The sequence below is a fragment of the Bradyrhizobium sp. HKCCYLS3077 genome, from assembly GCF_051167555.1.
Classification (GTDB): domain Bacteria; phylum Pseudomonadota; class Alphaproteobacteria; order Rhizobiales; family Xanthobacteraceae; genus Bradyrhizobium.
In genome coordinates this window covers 136,073-150,086 of the sequence record NZ_JBNPTH010000002.1, presented here as the reverse complement: position 1 = coordinate 150,086, position 14,014 = coordinate 136,073, and the positions used below count along the sequence as shown (strand labels likewise).

The 14,014-nt window shown below is 64.7% G+C and carries 11 protein-coding genes; 8 read left to right on the top strand and 3 right to left on the bottom strand.

The genetic code is table 11. The annotated features are described in order from the left end of the window. Positions 1-53: 53 nt before the first annotated feature. From pqqD to ACQR0Z_RS06670, 7 genes are all read left to right on the top strand, one after another. Positions 54-362 carry a pyrroloquinoline quinone biosynthesis peptide chaperone PqqD gene (gene pqqD, locus ACQR0Z_RS06700; RefSeq protein ID WP_008966525.1) on the top strand — a complete coding sequence of 103 codons (309 nt, stop codon included), beginning with the start codon at positions 54-56 and terminating at the stop codon, positions 360-362. Continuing rightward, entirely contained in the window at positions 359-1,552 is a 1,194-nt protein-coding gene (pqqE, locus tag ACQR0Z_RS06695) for a pyrroloquinoline quinone biosynthesis protein PqqE (protein ID WP_434918118.1), read from the top strand. Before pqqD ends, pqqE begins: the two co-directional genes overlap by 4 nt. Further along, positions 1,545-2,534, top strand: a complete 990-nt coding sequence (gene pip / locus ACQR0Z_RS06690; protein WP_434918117.1) for a prolyl aminopeptidase — start codon at positions 1,545-1,547, stop codon at positions 2,532-2,534. Before pqqE ends, pip begins: the two co-directional genes overlap by 8 nt. A gap of 151 nt (positions 2,535-2,685) precedes the next feature. After that, a complete protein-coding gene (locus ACQR0Z_RS06685) occupies positions 2,686-3,354 on the top strand; it encodes a hypothetical protein (protein ID WP_434918116.1) in 669 nt (222 codons plus the stop codon). 458 nt (positions 3,355-3,812) lie between these two features. Next, a complete protein-coding gene (locus ACQR0Z_RS06680) occupies positions 3,813-5,612 on the top strand; it encodes an FAD-dependent oxidoreductase (RefSeq protein WP_434918115.1) in 1,800 nt (599 codons plus the stop codon). After that, complete coding sequence (locus tag ACQR0Z_RS06675; RefSeq protein WP_434918114.1) at positions 5,582-7,432, top strand: 2-oxoacid:acceptor oxidoreductase subunit alpha; 1,851 nt, start codon at positions 5,582-5,584, stop codon at positions 7,430-7,432. Before ACQR0Z_RS06680 ends, ACQR0Z_RS06675 begins: the two co-directional genes overlap by 31 nt. A gap of 127 nt (positions 7,433-7,559) precedes the next feature. Then, positions 7,560-8,615, top strand: a complete 1,056-nt coding sequence (locus ACQR0Z_RS06670) for a 2-oxoacid:ferredoxin oxidoreductase subunit beta (RefSeq protein ID WP_434918113.1) — start codon at positions 7,560-7,562, stop codon at positions 8,613-8,615. A 280-nt stretch (positions 8,616-8,895) separates the two neighbouring features. Here the strand turns inward: ACQR0Z_RS06670 and ACQR0Z_RS06665 are convergent, their stop codons facing one another. Further along, a complete protein-coding gene (locus ACQR0Z_RS06665) occupies positions 8,896-10,167 on the bottom strand; it encodes a TMEM143 family protein (RefSeq protein WP_434918112.1) in 1,272 nt (423 codons plus the stop codon). Positions 10,168-10,602: 435 nt separating this feature from the next. Between ACQR0Z_RS06665 and ACQR0Z_RS06660 the strand changes: the two genes are divergently transcribed. Beyond that, complete coding sequence (locus tag ACQR0Z_RS06660; protein WP_434860142.1) at positions 10,603-11,010, top strand: VOC family protein; 408 nt, start codon at positions 10,603-10,605, stop codon at positions 11,008-11,010. A gap of 15 nt (positions 11,011-11,025) precedes the next feature. Here the strand turns inward: ACQR0Z_RS06660 and ACQR0Z_RS06655 are convergent, their stop codons facing one another. Together ACQR0Z_RS06655 and ACQR0Z_RS06650 are read right to left on the bottom strand one after the other, a co-directional pair. After that, on the bottom strand, positions 11,026-12,564 hold the full coding sequence (locus tag ACQR0Z_RS06655) for a SpoVR family protein (protein ID WP_434879147.1): 1,539 nt from the start codon (positions 12,562-12,564) through the stop codon (positions 11,026-11,028). Continuing rightward, a complete protein-coding gene (locus ACQR0Z_RS06650) occupies positions 12,561-13,838 on the bottom strand; it encodes a YeaH/YhbH family protein (protein ID WP_434918111.1) in 1,278 nt (425 codons plus the stop codon). Before ACQR0Z_RS06650 ends, ACQR0Z_RS06655 begins: the two co-directional genes overlap by 4 nt. Positions 13,839-14,014 lie beyond the last annotated feature (176 nt).

Genomic DNA, 14,014 nt, shown 5'->3' with positions numbered 1-14,014 from the left:
CATGCTGGGCGACCACTGTGCTCCTGCAAAATCAAACGGCTTAGAGACCCCCCATGGCCCCGCGTCACATCCAGGTCACCGAAACCAGCCGCGTGGTGCTGCCGCGGCATACGAAGCTGAAATATGACGAGACGCGGCAGGTCTGGGTGATCCTGGCCCCGGAGCGCGTGCTGGCGCCGGACGAGATCGCGGTCGAGGTGCTGAAGCTGTGCGACGGCGCGCGCAGCGTCGCCGGGATCATCGACGAGCTCGCGGCGAAATACGCCGCGCCGCGTGACGTGATCGCCACCGACGTCGTCGCCATGCTGCAGGATCTCGCCGACAAGGGCTTTCTCACCGAGGTTCGGGAGACGACATCATGACCGATCTCACCGATACGACGCCGCAGATCGACAGCCATGACGGCCTCGCCGTGCTGGAGCGCCGCGGCTCCGTCGCCGAGACCTTCGGCATTCCGCTCGCCGTGCTGCTCGAGCTCACCCATCGCTGTCCGCTGCAATGCCCGTATTGCTCCAATCCGCTGGAGCTCGACCGCGCCGGGCAGGAGCTGACGACGGCCGAGTGGAAGAAGGTGCTGTCCGAGCTCGCCGAGATCGGCGTGCTGCAGGTGCATTTCTCCGGCGGCGAGCCGACAGCGCGCAAGGACATCGTCGAGTTGGTGCAGCACGCCAACGACGTCGGCCTCTACACCAACCTGATCACGTCGGCGGTGCTGCTGACGCGCGAGCGTCTGAAGGAGTTGGCCGATGCCGGGCTCTGCCACGTGCAGATCAGCTTCCAGGGCAACGAGCCCGTCGTCGCCGACCGCGTCGGCGGCTACAAGGGCGGCCATGCGAAGAAGCTCGAAGTGGCGCGCTGGACCAGGGAGCTCGATCTGCCGCTGACGGTCAACGCCGTCATGCACCGGCAGAACCTGCATCAGTTGCCCGACATCATCCAGATGGCGGTCGATCTCGACGCCGACCGGCTCGAGGTCGCCAACGTGCAATATTACGGCTGGGCGCTGAAGAACCGCGCCAGCCTGATGCCGACCTACGAACAGCTCGAAGAGACCGATCGCCTGGTCGAGGAGGCGCGCGAGCGGCTCAAGGGCACGCTGACGATCGACTACGTCGTGCCGGACTATTACGCGCTGCGGCCGAAGAAGTGCATGGGCGGCTGGGGCCGGCAGTTCTTCAACATCTCGCCGTCGGGCAAGGTGCTGCCCTGCCATGCCGCCGAGAGCATCACGGGGCTCGACTTCATGTCGGTGCGCTCGAACAACTCGATCGCGTGGATCTGGCAGAACTCCGAGGCCTTCAACCGCTATCGCGGCACCGGCTGGATGAAGGAGCCGTGCAAATCCTGCGAGTTCCGCGAGATCGATTTCGGCGGCTGCCGCTGCCAGGCCTTCGCGCTGACCGGAGACGCCGCCAATACCGATCCAGCCTGCACCTTGTCGCCGCTGCACGAGAGCATCTTCAAGCAGGCCGAGCGCGATGCGGCCTCGGGCCAGGACCGCTTCCTGTATCGCAATTTCGCCGGCGGCACGCCCGAGAGCACCGATGCCTGACGCCGAAGCCGGCCGCGCCGCCGCGCGCCGCAACGATCCATTCGCGCCGCTGACCTCGGAATGGCTCGACGTCTCCGGCGGCCACCAGATCTATGTCGAGAGCAGCGGCCGCGCCGGCGGCATTCCCGCCGTCTATCTGCACGGCGGTCCCGGCTCGGGTTGCCAGCCGGATCACCGCCGCCTGTTCGATCCCGAGCGCTTCCATGCGGTGCTATTCGACCAGCGCGGCGCCGGACGCTCGCGCCCTGCGCGCAGCCGAGACAACAACACCCTGCCCGATCTGATCGCCGACATGGAGGCGATCCGCGCGAAGTTCGGCTTCGAGCGCTGGATGGTCATCGGCGGCTCCTGGGGTGCGACGCTCGCGCTGGCGTATGCAGAGGCGCATCCGGACCGCGTCATGGGTCTGGTGCTGCGCGCGACCTTTCTCGGCACCCGCGCCGAGGTGGAGATGGCGTTCGGCGAGACGCTGGCGCGCTTTCATCCCACGCTCCACCGCGACTTCCTGGAGATGCTGCCGGAGACCGAGCGCGCCAATCCGTGCGAGGCCTATTTCCGCCGCATCCTCGATCCCGATCCCGCGATCAACGGCCCGGCCGCGCGCGCCTGGCACGACGTCGAGCGGGCGCTGTCGGAAGTGAAACCCGCACGCACCCACCTCGACCGCCTCGCGATCCGTTCGGGCAACGCCTTGCCGGCGACGCCGTTCATGGAGGCGCACTACTTCTCGCACGACAGCTTCATGGCGCCGGACCAGTTGCTGCGCGACGCAGGCAAGCTTGCCGGCATTCCCGGCATCATCGTGCAGGGCCGCTACGACCTGCTCTGTCCGCCATCGACGTCCGCACGGCTGGCTGAAGTGTGGCGCGAGGCTGAAATCCGTGTCGTCGAAGCCGCAGGTCACAATCTTTATGACCCCGGCATCCGCGATGCGGTCATGAAAGCCATCTGCGATATGGCGACGCGCGCAAGCGCGCCTTAAACACATCACTCATTCCCCTCATGCTGAGGAGGCGCACCAGCGCCGTCTCGAAGCATGGGGCCCGTGACACCTCGGGCCTCATCCTTCGAGACGGCCGCTTTTGGCGGCCTCCTCAGGATGAGGGATCAGCACACGCACCAGGAGGTTCGAAATGCCCATCGCCGGGACAGGCATGCTTTTGACATCGATGAACATCGATGCCGCTGACGAGGCCGATTTCAACCGCTGGTATGACAGCGAGCATCTCGAGGAGCGCGTGGCGATCCCCGGCTTCATCGAGGCGCGGCGCTATGTCGCCGAACAGGGCAGCCCGAAATATCTGTGCCTGTATTCGACCGAGAGCATCGACGTGCTCGACAGCGCGCCCTATCGCGCGCGGCTGGAGGCGCCGACGGATTGGTCGAAGACGGTGATGGCGCGGTTCAAGAACATGATCCGCAGCGTCGCGCGCATCACGATCTCGAAAGGGGCCGGCCGTGGCGCCGTGCTCGGCATCATCCGGCTGCGGCCGAAGCCGGGACAGGACGGCGGCTTACGCGATGCGCTGCAGATCGAGCTCGATCCGCGCGAGCTCAGAGGCGTGATCTCGATGCATCTGCTCGAAGGCGATGCGGATCTGTCCGGCCCCGCGGCTGGCGTCCCAGCAACCTCACGCGATGCCGACTGGTTCATCCTGATCGACGGCACCGACAGCCACGCCATCGCGACGCTGATGACGACGCGGTTTGCGGCAATTGATGGACCGCTGGCAACGCAGATTTCGGCTGGCATCTATCGCTTGATGTGGGACCTGAGCCGCGCCGACATCGCGACCAACTAAGTTTGAGCCCCTCTCTGTCCACACGTCATGGCCGGGCTTGACCCGGCCATCCACGTCGTCCGGCATCCTGAGTGTGCGTGGATGCCCGGGTCAAGCCCGGGCATGACGACCGAGTATGTGGCAACGCGCGTGCCTCCTCATCCACCTCTATACCAACGCAACCCGTTCGGTCTCGAAGTCGGCTTCGAATATCGCATCGCAACACGTGGCCACATCGCGCCTGCAATGCGGCATTGCACCACTGTGCATGACCAGCAGCCCTGCAAATTTGCCTTTGTGCACGCCTTGGAATGGCTCTAGTCTGATACGACTATTCAATTGAGCCATTCAAAAAACAGAAGGGCGACGACCAGGGCCTGCTGACGGACCTCAACCGATCCTCTGCTGATCCTGATCATCAGTCGTCCTCACGTCAGGAAGGCCGCGCGCTCGTGGTTCGCCGCGCGGACAGGGTAGGAATGAGAGCGACTGATATCTCGGCGCCCGACTACTTCCACAAAGTGGTCGATTGCCAATGGGCTTGTCCCGCACACACGCCGGTCCCCGAATACATTCGCCTGATCGCCGAGGGTCGCTATAGCGACGCCTACATGATCAATTGGAAGTCGAACGTCTTCCCCGGCATCCTCGGACGCACCTGCGATCGCCCCTGCGAGCCTGCCTGTCGGCGCGGCCGCGTCGAGGAGAGCCCGGTTGCGATCTGCCGGCTGAAACGCGTCGCGGCCGACTTCAAGGACGACGTGCAACAGCGCATGCCGCGTCCCGTGCCGAAGAACGGCCGGCGCATCGCACTGGTCGGCGGCGGCCCTGCCTCGCTGACAGTCGCACGCGATCTCGCGCCGCTCGGATATCACTGCACCGTGTTCGACGCCGATCCCAAGCCCGGCGGCATGATGCGCTCGCAGATTCCAAAGTTCCGGCTGCCCGACAGCGTGATCGACGAGGAGACCGGCTATGTGCTCAGCTTCGGCGTCGACTACAAGGCCGGCCATCGCATCGACAGCCTGAAGACGCTGCTCGCCGACAATTACGACGCCATCTTCATCGGCTCCGGTGCACCGCGCGGCCGCGAGCTGAACATTCCCGGCCGCAAGGAAGCCGCAGGGAACATCCATCTCGGCATCGACTGGCTGTCCAGCGTGTCGTTCGGCCACACCGACAAGATCGGCAGGCGCGTGATCGTTCTCGGCGGCGGCAACACCGCGATGGACTGCTGCCGCACCGCGCGCCGCCTCGGTGGCGAGGACGTCAAGGTCATCGTCCGCTCCGGCTTCGAGGAGATGAAGGCCTCGCCGTGGGAAAAGGAAGACGCGCTGCATGAGGACATTCCGATCCTCAACTATCTCGTGCCGGTCGCCTTCAATCACGACAATGGCAAGCTCACCGGCGTCACCTTCCAGAAGGTGAAGGCCGAGTATGACGACAAGGGCCGGCGCTCGCTGGTGCCCTCGGGCGAGCCCGACGTGACGTATGAATGCGACGACGTTCTCGTCGCCGTCGGCCAGGAAAACGCCTTCCCCTGGATCGAGTCCGATTGCGGCATCACGTTCGACAAATGGCATATGCCGGTGGTCGATCCCAAGACCTTCGTCTCGACGAATTCAAAAGTGTTCTTCGGCGGCGACGCCGCGTTCGGTCCGAAGAACATCATCTGGGCGGTCGCGCAGGGCCATGAGGCGGCGCTGTCGATCCATCGCCTGCTCTCGGGCGAGGATATCACCGAGCGGCCGCTGCCGGAGGTGCATGTCTCGTCGCAGAAGATGGGCATCCACGAATGGAGCTATGACAACGACATCTCGCCGGAGAAGCGCTTCAAGGTGCCGCACCGCGACAAGGTGGTGGCGCTGAAGGATATCCGCGCCGAGGTCGAGCTCGGCTACGATGTGAAGCTCGCGCTCGGCGAGGCGCATCGCTGCCTGAACTGCGACGTACAGACGGTGTTCTCCAACACGCTGTGCATCGAGTGCGACGCCTGCGCCGACATCTGCCCGATGGACTGCATCACCTTCACCGAGAATGGCGAGGAGGCTGATCTGCGCGCGCGCTTGCGGGCGCCGTCGCTGCATCCCGACCAGGACCTCTACGTGTCGTCGGACCTGAAGACCGGGCGCGTGATGGTGAAGGACGAGGACGTCTGCCTCCATTGCGGCCTGTGCGCCGAGCGCTGCCCCACCGGTGCGTGGGACATGCAGAAATACTTCATCGAGACGACCCACGCAGGTACCGCATGTCCCAGCAAGCGCCGCTCAGCAGCGTAAACGACTTCGTCGTCCGCTTCGCCAACGTCAACGGCTCCGGCTCGGCCAGCGCCAACGAATTGTTCGCGCGCGCCGTGCTCCGTCATGGCGTGCCGGTGTCCCCGCGCAACATCTTTCCCTCGAACATCCAGGGCCTGCCGACCTGGTACGAGGTGCGCGTCACCGAGGCCGGCCATCTCGGCGCCCGCGGCGGCGGCACCGATCTGATGGTGGCGATGAATCCGCAGACCTGGGACAAGGACGTCGCCGGCATCGTGCCGGGCGGCTATCTGTTCTACGATTCGACCAAGCCGATGCCGTCGACAAAATTCCGCGACGACGTCACCGTGATCGGCGTACCGCTGACGGCGATCACCAACTCGACCTACTCTGATCCGCGCCAGCGCCAGCTGTTCAAGAACATCATCTATCTCGGCGCCCTCTCCGCTTTGCTCGACATGGATCCGAAGCTGATCGAGCAACTGATCGGCGAACAGTACAAGGGCAAGGAGAAGCTGCTCTCGTCAAACGTCCACGCGCTGCATCTCGGCCGTGACTGGGCGCTGCAGAATTTGAAATGCCCGATCGGCCTGCGGATCAGGAAGGCCGACAAGGTCGGCGACCGCATCTTCCTCGAGGGCAACAACGCAGCCGCGCTTGGCGCCGTGTATGGCGGCGCCACGGTGTGCGCGTGGTATCCGATCACGCCGTCATCGTCGCTCGCGGAAGCCTTCACCAATCACTGCAAGAAGCTGCGCCACGATCCCGAAACGGGCCAGGCCAAATACGCGATCGTGCAGGCCGAGGACGAGCTCGCCTCGATCGGCATGGTGATCGGCGCGTCCTGGAACGGCGCCCGCGCCTTCACCACGACATCGGGGCCGGGCGTGTCGCTGATGACCGAATTCATCGGCCTGTCCTACTTCGCCGAGATTCCGGCCGTGATCATGAACGTGCAGCGCGCCGGTCCCTCGACGGGCATGCCGACCCGCACGCAGCAATGCGACCTGATCGCCTGCGGCTATGCCTCGCATGGCGACACCAAGCACGTGATGCTGTTCCCCGAGGATCCGGCGGAGGCGTTCGAATTCGCCGCCGCGTCCTTCGATCTCGCCGAGCGGCTGCAGACCACCGTGTTCCTGATGCTCGATCTCGACATCGGCATGAACCAGCGGCTGTGCCGGCCGCTGAAATGGGACGACGCCAAGCAGTATGACCGCGGCAAGGTGATGACGGCGGAGATGCTCGACGAGGGCCGCGACTTCGGTCGCTATCTCGACGTCGACGGCGACGGCATTCCGTTCCGCACCTATCCCGGCACGCATCCGACCGAGGGCTCCTACTTCACCCGCGGCACCTCGCGCGACCGCTACGCGCGCTACTCGGAAGAAGGCGCCGTCTATGCCGACAACGTGCAGCGCCTGCTGCGCAAGTTCCAGACCGCGCAGGACATGGTGCCGCGTCCCTTGCAGGCCAATGCGGCCAAGCCGACGAAGTACGGCGTCATCTATTTCGGCTCGACCGCGCCGGCGATGGACGAGGCGATCGGCTTGCTGGAGGCGCGCGGCCACCAGCTCGACCGCCTGCGCATCCGCGCCTTCCCGTTCCATTCGAGCGTGGCAAGCTTCATTGCCGAGCATGACTTCGTCTACGTCGTCGAGCAGAATCGCGACGCTCAGCTGCGCCAGCTGATCGTCACCGAGAACGGCATCGACCCGGTCCGGCTGGTGCCGATCCTGCATTATGACGGCACCCCGATCACGGCGCGCTTCATCGCGGACGCGATCGGCACGCACCAGGACCAGATGCGAGTCACCCCACTGCGCAAGGCGGTGTCGTGATAAGCGCCCCACTCTCTCCATCGTCATGCCCGGCCTTGTGCCGGGCATCCACGTCCTTCCTCCCGGCTCCGACGTGGATGGCCGGGACAAGCCCGGCCATGACGGCACCGGGTGACAGGGTGCTCCCATGACCTACATCGCAAAGCCGAAATTCCAGCATCCCGGCATCAAGAAGAACGCGCTGGGCTACAGCCATCGCGACTACGAGGGCAAGATCTCGACCCTGTGCGCCGGCTGCGGCCACGACTCGATCACGGCGTCGATCATCGAGGCCTGCTTCGAGCTGTCGATCGAGCCGCATCGGGTGGCCAAGATCTCCGGCATCGGTTGCTCGTCGAAGACGCCGGACTATTTTCTCGGCAATTCGCACGGCTTCAACACCGTGCACGGCCGCATGCCCTCGGTGCTGACCGGGGCCAACCTCGCCAACCGCGAGCTGATCTATCTCGGCGTCTCCGGCGACGGCGACTCCGCCTCGATCGGCTTCGGCCAGTTCGCCCATGCGATCCGGCGCGGCGTCAACATGACCTATATCGTCGAGAACAACGGCGTCTACGGCCTGACCAAGGGCCAGTTCTCCGCGACCGCGGACCGCGGCTCGAAGTCCAAGAAGGGCGTCACCAACACCGACAACCCGATCGACCTCGTCGGCATCGCGCTGCAGCTCGGGGCGACCTACGTCGCGCGGTCGTTCTCCGGCGACAAGAAGCAGCTGGTGCCGATCATCGAGGGTGCGATCCGGCACAAGGGCGCGGCGTTCATCGACGTCATCAGCCCGTGCATCGCCTTCAACAATCACGCCGGCTCGACCAAGAGTTTCGACTATGTCCGCGAGCACAACGACGCCGTGAACCGGTTGGACGTGCTGACGGGCCGCGACCCGATCGAGATCGACCAGGACCCCGGCACGGTGCAGATCGTCGAGCAGCACGACGGCTCGCGCCTGGCGCTGCGCAAGCTCGACGCCGACTACGATCCGCACGACCGGCTGGGCGCGATGACGTTTTTGCAGAAGCACGCCGCGCAAGGCCAGATCGTGACCGGGCTGCTGTATGTCGATCCCGAGGCGGATGACCTGCACAGCCATCTCAACACGGTGGAGCGGCCGTTGAACCGGCTGGAGGCTGCCGATCTCTGCCCGGGTCAGAGCGTGCTCGACAAGATCAACGCGAGCCTGCGTTAGCAGAGGAAAGCCCTGCTTGGACACATCACGCTTGGCTGCTCACCCCGCGTGAACACAATCCTCGGGGGGCAAGTGCAGCGCCGTCCTCGGTGCGCCCCCTCACGTTGAGGAGCGTCGCCCTCGCGACGCGCCTCGAACCGCGAGGCCCGAGCTGTGGCCTCGCCCTTCGAGACGCCCGCCTGCGGCGGGCTCCTCAGGGTGAGGGTGGAGAGCATTTGCTGGGGCAAGAGAAGCAAGTCGCCGAAGTTCTTCACCAGCAGGCTGCGCATGGTGAGCTCGACTACGCCCGCAGCGCATTCGCCCAGACGCGGTCGAGCTGCGCAATCGCCTCCGGCAGCGGCAGCGCCGACAAGGCGCCATCATCACCGCTGACGAGCCCGAGCTCGCGCAGCCTGATCAGCGCCTCATCGATGTTGAACGCGCGGCCCAGCCCGAACATCTGCTGCAGCAACTCCTCGACATGGCTCCCCAGCGCCGCCCGGCTGAGCGGCACCGATGCCAGCAGCAGGCCGCCATAGGCGAGCAGCGCCTCCTTCCAGTCCTGGTCCTCGGCCTCGCCGATCAGGTAGTTGAAGATGCCGGAGTTGTTGTTGACGTTGCGGAAGTAGATGTTATCGGTGACCTGCTTCTGGTGGATCAGCGACTGGCGGTGGAAATTGCCCCATTGCCTGAGGATGAAGGCGCCGAGTGCGAACAGGCCGGACAGTGCGGCCAGCGCCTGCTCGGTGTCGTTGTCATGCACGGTGCCGCTGAGGCCGAGATAGAAGCCGGCGACGATGAACAGCACCGTCAGCGTCGAGGCGAGCTTGAGCAGGATCGGCACGCCGCCAACCAGCGCCGGCACCCCGAGCGTCAGCTGCTCGCGCAGGCCCATCACGACGCGGACATTCGGCAGCAGCGCTTCGAGATCGAAGCGCGCGATGTGGCGGAAATATTTGAACAGCACCGCGCCGCCGCGGAGCTTGTTGCGGCCGCGCCAGGCCGCCGTCTTGCGCTTTGTCCTGGTGGGCTCGTCGGGCCTGGTCGCGACCATCAGGATGATGTCGTCATAGACCTCGATGTCCTGCTTGCGGCGGCGCAGGCCGTAGAGCATGGGGACCTCGATGGTCTCCTGATGCGTGCCGCGCCGGAACATCCGTACCGCGCGAAAGTCGGAGATCGGCGCCTTCAGCTTGACCCGAACCAGCGCATGCTCGGCGAAGGCGCGCTCGATCTCGTCATGGGTGATCTCGATGAAGTTGGCTTCGCCGAGCACACGGACGAACTCATTGGTCAGATTATTGTAAGCGGCGTCGAGTTCGGCCGGGGCGCGATGGCGCCCGGCGGAGACTTCAGGATCGAAATCGAAATAGGCGTCGCGGAGGCGGTCGAGCTCGTCGAAATATTCATGGTGCAGGATGGCGCCGAGCATCTGGGCCAGCCGGCGCAGCTCGGCCGACTGGGCCTCGTCGAGGCCGCCATGCGAGATCACGGCGTCGAGGACATCGGACTTGCGGATCGGAATGAACCGGTCCCGCCGGATCGTCGCCAGCGTCTCCTTTGCCTCAACCACGCGCCTTACGCCCACTTCGATCGACGTTGTCACCGGCTGGGCCCAAGCCCGCCGCGCGCACCATAGCGGGCCGATCCGGCTTGCGCTACTTGCCGCGGAAGACGCCGCACTCGGTCTCAACACGCCGCGAAACGATTTCTGAGTTGATTCCTCTGCTGTATGACGCGGGAGATTGCCGCAGCGGCGGTCGGCTCCCCTCCCCCTTGCGGGGAGGGGTCGGGGGTGGGGGTCCAAGAACTCCGCTGGATATGAGGCGAGCGAGGTGAGAAGCTCACCGGGATAAGCGTAGAGGCGGCAAGGCCGCTCGACAAAATCCGCCCGACCCCTCCCCGCAAGGGGGAGGGGAGCGCACCTCTTGCGCGGCGAGAGCGCGGGCTTGCGTCACTCGCTGCGGAATTGAAAGCCGAGTTCGACCGACAGACGAAGAGCAGGACCATGACCAATCGAGCCACAACTTCCGCATTCCGGGCCATTCGCGCTGTCGACTACACAATCATCCTGGCGCGCAACTGGCAGGCCATGCGCGGCTTCTATGAGGAGGTGCTCGGCTTTTCATTGTTAAGGGAACTGTCACAAGGCTGGATCGAATACCAGATCGGCCCGAATACGCTGGCACTTGCTCAGCCGAAGCGGCTGGCATCGGACCAGTCGACGCCGCGAGGAAGCGCCTCGCTCCAGCTGGCGTTCAAAGTGTCGCGAGACGACGTCGACCGCTGTGCAGCTGAGCTGACAGAGAAGGGCATCGCTCTCGTGGAGCCGCCAACGGACCAGCCCTTCGGCCACCGCACCCTGTTCTTCCGGGATCCCGACGGCAATCTGCTCGAAGTCTACGCGGACATCTAACCCCTGGCGGCCGCGCTACGCGGCCGCCGGTTGTATCCGGGGATTGAGCACATACTCCTTCAGCACCTTGTCGGTCGCCGCGTCGACCTCGGTGAGCTGGACGTCGTAGCTCCAGAGGTCGGCGAGGTGCTGCAGAACGCGCTTGGTGTCGGTCTCGTTGAGCTGGGCGCCCTTGACCACCGTATGCCGCAGCATCAGGCGGCGGTCGCCGGCGAGGTCGACGTCGACCACCTCGATGTTCGGGTCGATATAGCCGACGTCGTACTGCTTCGACAGCTCGCGGCGGATGCGGCGGTAGCCGCGTTCGTCGTGGATGGCGTCGACCAAAATGCCGGCGCGCTCGGCCGGATCGTCATGCAGATGGAACAACCGAAGCTGCCGGATCAGAGCCGGGCTCAAGAACTGGCTGATGAAGCTCTCGTCGCGGTAATTCGCCCAGACGTCACGCAGCACCGCCATCTCGTCTCCGGTACCGGCGATGTCCGGGAACCACTCGCGGTCCTCCTCGGTCGGATCCTTCACGATGCGCTCGATGTCCTGCATGATCGCAAAGCCGAGCGCGTAGGGATTGAAGCCGGAGAAGCGCGGATCGTCGAACTCCGGTTGGAACACCACATTGGTGTGCGACTGCAGGAATTCGAGGAAATTGCCGTCGGTGAGCCGGCCGTCCTCGTGCAGCCGCTTCATGATGCGATAGTGCACGTAGGTCGCCGTGCCCTCGTTCATGACCTTCGTCTGGCCCTGCGGATAGAAATATTGCGCGATGTGGCGGACGATGCGCAGCAATTCGCGCTGCCACGGCGCCAGCCGCGGCGCTGACTTCTCCAGGAAATAAAGCAGGTTCTCCTGCGGCAAGCCGAGCAGCGCCTTGCGACGTTCGACGTTGAGCACCGCGCTGGTCTTGGCGGGGCCCGTCGGCACCGTGCGCCAGAGATCGTTGAACTGCTCCTCTTCATAAAGCCGGCGCTTGCCGGCGCGCTTCTCCTCCTCGCGGAAGTCGAGCTTCTTCTTGCCGGGATAGCGGTCGACGCCATGCGACATCAGCGCATGCGCGGCATCGAGCGTGTGCTCGACCGCCATGCGGCCGAACCGCTCCTCGCATTGCGCGATATAGCCGCGGGCGAAATCGAGATAGTCCAGGATGCCGTCGGCATCGGTCCACTGCTTGAACAGGTAGTTGTTCTTGAAGAAATGGTTGTGGCCAAACGCGGCATGGGCGATGACCAGCGTCTGCATCGTCGCCGTGTTCTCCTCCATCAGATAGGAGATGCAGGGCGAGGAGTTGATCACGATCTCATAGGCGAGGCCCATCAGGCCCTTGCGATACGAGGCCTCGTGATAGGCGAAGTGCTTGCCGAACGACCAGTGCTTGTAGAACAGCGGCATGCCGACCGAGGAATAGGCGTCGAGCATCTGCTCGGCGGTGATGACCTCGATCTGGTTCGGATAGGTGTCGAGCCCGAGCTCCTTCTGCGCCACGGCCTCGCAGGCATCGTGAATGCGCTGCAGGGTGAGGAAATTCCAGTCGGCGCCTTCGAACAGCAATCCGCTCATGATGCCGCCCTTTCCTGCGTGGTACCACGACGTTGAAACAAATCGTGGAAGACGGGGAAGATCTCACTGCGATCGCGTACCTTGCGCATCGACAGCGGCTGGCCGTTGGCGCGCAGACGCTCATACAGCGACCACAGCGCCGAGTCCGGCATCTCGAACGAATAGGTGCCGGATTCGCCGACCTCGAGATAGGCGAAGAACTGCGACACCGGCAGGATGTTGTCGACCAAGAGCCGTGACACATTCTCCGAATCCGAGGTGGCGTTGTCGCCGTCGGAAGCCTGCGCCGCGTAGATGTTCCAGTCGGAGGGACGGAAGCGCGAGCGGACGATGTCGTGCATGCATTGCAGGGCGCTGGAGACCAGCGTGCCACCGGAGGCCGGGCCATAGAAGAAGGTCTGCTCGTCCACCTCCTCGGCGCGGTCGGTGTGGCGGATGAACACGATCTCGACATGGCGGTAGCGCCGCGTCAGGAACACGTAGAGCAGCATGTAGAACCGCTTGGCCAAGTCCTTCATGTGCTCGGACATCGAGCCGGAGACGTCCATCAGGCAGAACATCACGGCCTGCGCGATCGGCTTCGGCACCGCCTCGAAGCGGCGATAGCGGATGTCGATCGGGTCGATGAAGGGGATGCGCTTGGCCTTGGCTTTCAAGGCTTCGAGCTCGGCCACCAGCGCGGCCTTCTTGTCCTCGTCGGTCTCCTCGGCAATCCTGGCTTCGAGTTCGGCAATCGCTTCAGGCCGCGGCCTGCGCAGCGCGACGCGGCGAGCCATCGCCCGTGTGACGGTGCGGCTGATGGAAATGTTGGCCGGCGAGCCCGAGGTCGAATAGCCCGCGCGCACCAGGCCCTCGCTCTCGGCCTCGGCGAATTTGCGCTTGGCGAGATCAGGAAGCTCGAGGTCGTCGAGGAAGAGGTTGACGAACTCCTCCTTGCTCAGCACGAAGCGGAACGCATCCTCGCTGTCGCCCTGCCCAGGCCCGGACTTGCGGCCGCTGCCGTCGCCGGAGCGCGGCAGGATGTCGCCCTCGATGAATTTCTTGTTCCCTGGCAGCACCATGTCGCGGGTGCCGCCCTCGCGGCGGAAGCGCGGCTCGTCCATGCCGTCGAGCGGGATCGAGACCTCGCCGCCCTCCAGCACGTCCTTGATGTCGCGGTCCTGCGAGGTCTTCTTGACCGCTCCTTGAACGAGAGCCTTGGCGCGTCGCAAAAATCGCTGACGATTTTCGAGACTTTTGCCGCCCGGATTCAGGCGCCGATCAATGATGTGCATGACCACGTTCCATACGCCTCCTGCTGCAGCGGCTTCTGCTCCTGCTCTCCCCCGCCGCGATGCGGCGTTGCAGCATCTATCCGACACCGCACCCGCATCATTCCTGTCCGACGCTCGGCGCCGAACGCTCCGCGTCGATCATAGCCCAGGCGCCGACGTCCATCCGATGGCCTGCA

What these genes read in the sequence shown, in the direction of transcription:
- ACQR0Z_RS06670 (WP_434918113.1), top strand. Translation starts at nt 7,560, where the DNA reads ATGACCTACATCGCAAAGCCGAAATTCCAGCATCCCGGCATCAAGAAG.
- pip (WP_434918117.1), top strand. Translation starts at nt 1,545, where the DNA reads ATGCCTGACGCCGAAGCCGGCCGCGCCGCCGCGCGCCGCAACGATCCA.
- ACQR0Z_RS06675 (WP_434918114.1), top strand. Translation starts at nt 5,582, where the DNA reads ATGTCCCAGCAAGCGCCGCTCAGCAGCGTAAACGACTTCGTCGTCCGC.
- ACQR0Z_RS06650 (WP_434918111.1), bottom strand. Translation starts at nt 13,838, where the DNA reads ATGCACATCATTGATCGGCGCCTGAATCCGGGCGGCAAAAGTCTCGAA.
- ACQR0Z_RS06660 (WP_434860142.1), top strand. Translation starts at nt 10,603, where the DNA reads ATGACCAATCGAGCCACAACTTCCGCATTCCGGGCCATTCGCGCTGTC.
- pqqD (WP_008966525.1), top strand. Translation starts at nt 54, where the DNA reads ATGGCCCCGCGTCACATCCAGGTCACCGAAACCAGCCGCGTGGTGCTG.
- ACQR0Z_RS06685 (WP_434918116.1), top strand. Translation starts at nt 2,686, where the DNA reads ATGCCCATCGCCGGGACAGGCATGCTTTTGACATCGATGAACATCGAT.
- pqqE (WP_434918118.1), top strand. Translation starts at nt 359, where the DNA reads ATGACCGATCTCACCGATACGACGCCGCAGATCGACAGCCATGACGGC.
- ACQR0Z_RS06655 (WP_434879147.1), bottom strand. Translation starts at nt 12,564, where the DNA reads ATGAGCGGATTGCTGTTCGAAGGCGCCGACTGGAATTTCCTCACCCTG.
- ACQR0Z_RS06680 (WP_434918115.1), top strand. Translation starts at nt 3,813, where the DNA reads ATGAGAGCGACTGATATCTCGGCGCCCGACTACTTCCACAAAGTGGTC.